The sequence below is a fragment of the Falseniella ignava CCUG 37419 genome, assembly GCF_000301055.1.
Lineage (GTDB): Bacteria > Bacillota > Bacilli > Lactobacillales > Aerococcaceae > Falseniella > Falseniella ignava.
Window position 1 is genome coordinate 1 of sequence record NZ_JH932304.1, and the last position, 2214, is coordinate 2214.

Sequence of the window (2214 nt, forward strand, 5' to 3'; positions counted from 1 at the left end):
AATCGTGCGTGAATCGTGCGTGAATCGTGCAAAAAAATCAAGAAATAAATAAAGAATCCCTTTACAAAGGGCTCTTTTTAGAAAATAATCGTGCGTGAATCGTGCTAAAATAGAAAAAATAGAGGTATATAGATGGATAAAGAAAAATTATTAGAGTTAACCGAGGGAAAGAACGTTGAACTAAAAAAAGCAAAAAATAATGTTCCAGACTCATTCTGGGATACTTATTCTGCTTTCGCCAATACTGATGGTGGTCTTGTGGTATTTGGAGTGGATGAGAAAAATAATGAAGTGACTGGAGTAGATGATCCTTATAAACTAAGAGATGATTTGTTTAACTTGCTTAATAACACTCAAAAAGTTAGCGCAAATATTATTGAAGATGAAGATGTTCGAATTATAAATCTAGAGGATGGCACAAATGTCATTTTCGTTCATATCCCAGAAGCACCATATAATTTAAAACCAATTTATCTAAAGAATAACCCCCGGTTAGCATATGAGCGATTGGGTGAAGGCGATAGAAAGCTCTCAACAGAAAAATACAAAGCACTGGTAGTAGGCTCTCATGAAGTAACAGATAATGAGTTACTTAAAAATTATGATATAGGAGATTTAAATGAGGATGATTTAGAAGTTTATAAAAAATTGCTTTTTGATCAAACTAAAAATGAAAAATATCTTGAAATGAGTCATGAAGCAATGTTAATTGAAATTGGAGCTTTACGGAAAGATAGACAAGGCGATGGAAAATATTATATCACTACAGGGGGCCTGTTGTTTTTCGGTAAATTTCATGCGATAACTGATAGATACCCTGGTTTTCAACTTGATTATTTTGAAAAAGAGTCTTCTTTAGTGACAGACTGGGTTGATCGAATCTCTACAGGAGATGCAGCCTTCCCTGAATTAAATGTTTTTAGCTTTCTGAGATTGGCTATAGACAAATTAAAATTATCAATAAAGGATGAGTTTGTGCTGGATGAAAGCACGAAAATGCGATTGCCGTTCAAATCGGATTTGCTGACATCGGTGAGGGAGGCTCTGGTCAATTCATTAATGCATGCTTATTACGATTCCGATACTCCAATTAGAATTAATGCTTATCCGGATTATTATGAATTTATAAATCCCGGAAAGATGAGAATAACTGTTGATGAATTCATTCATGGAGGAAACTCGAATATTAGAAACCATACCATGTCATCTATCATGCGCAGGATTGGAATTTCAGAAAAAGCAGGTAGTGGAGGTCCGCGTATTTTTGATGTTGCATCGAAATATAGATTAAAATTACCAGAAGTAATTAGAGAACAAAATCGAACAGTAGTAAGAATTTGGAAAGTCGATTTGGAAAAAACCTTTGAAACATACCCTGAAGAGCAGCAGAGAATACTGTATTATTTAGTCGAACACCAATCAATTAGTAGAAGTGAGGCTAATGAAAAATTGTCAATGGAAAATCATATGTTTAGAACTACCATTAACGATTTGTTAGAAAAAAATATGATTGATGTTATAGGTAAAGGTCGTTCAACAAGATATGTTTTTAAATTATCATCCCCTGAACAATCTTATGGTATGAAAAGATTATTAAGATTAATAGAAGATAATATAGTGCGCCGAGATTCTGAATAAGTGTTAACCAAACCAAACTCTCATAGCACCTAAATTAATCTATACCTGTACTCGAACGCACTCGGCTGGAAGAGTATGATGAGGCTTTGACGAATCGGTTGGTCAAGGAAGTTGTTATCAATGATAAATGTATTGAAATTGGTCTTTCCAGTATGGAAATAATTAGGATAGAAAAATAACAAAGCGGGAGTATAAATAATTAATTTAAAGGAGGCAAGATATGTCTTTATAGGATTTTATGAATCTAGTTAATAACATAGTTTTTTGGTAAAATGGTTTTAGAATTTATTCAGATTGGAGTGAAAACTTTTGAGTAATTTAAGTATAGCTGTAGTAAAAGCAAACTTCTCATAAAATAAACTATGAGGAGGAATTAATTTGAATTGTACAAGTATGTTTGTTGTAAAAATTATTCATTGTAGACCTGTTATTTAGTTAACGGCTATAATGAATATCATTCATTATAGCCTCAGACTGTAGACAAAGCTTGTTAAATCACTTTTTTCGAGTGATTTCATGAGCTTATTTCGATATAATAAAAAGAAAACGGGTGATTTCTATGATGTCCATTAATGC

Annotated in this window: 1 protein-coding gene; it reads left to right on the top strand. The window is 32.6% G+C overall.

What is annotated here, in order from left to right; translation table 11 throughout:
* Positions 1–132 precede the first annotated feature (132 nt).
* Complete coding sequence (locus HMPREF9707_RS08385; protein WP_006702272.1) at positions 133–1638, top strand: RNA-binding domain-containing protein; 1506 nt, start codon at positions 133–135, stop codon at positions 1636–1638.
* The last annotated feature ends 576 nt before the right edge of the window (positions 1639–2214 follow it).

Coding starts and splice junctions, on each gene's coding strand:
- HMPREF9707_RS08385 (WP_006702272.1), top strand. CDS start 133: ATGGATAAAGAAAAATTATTAGAGTTAACCGAGGGAAAGAACGTTGAA.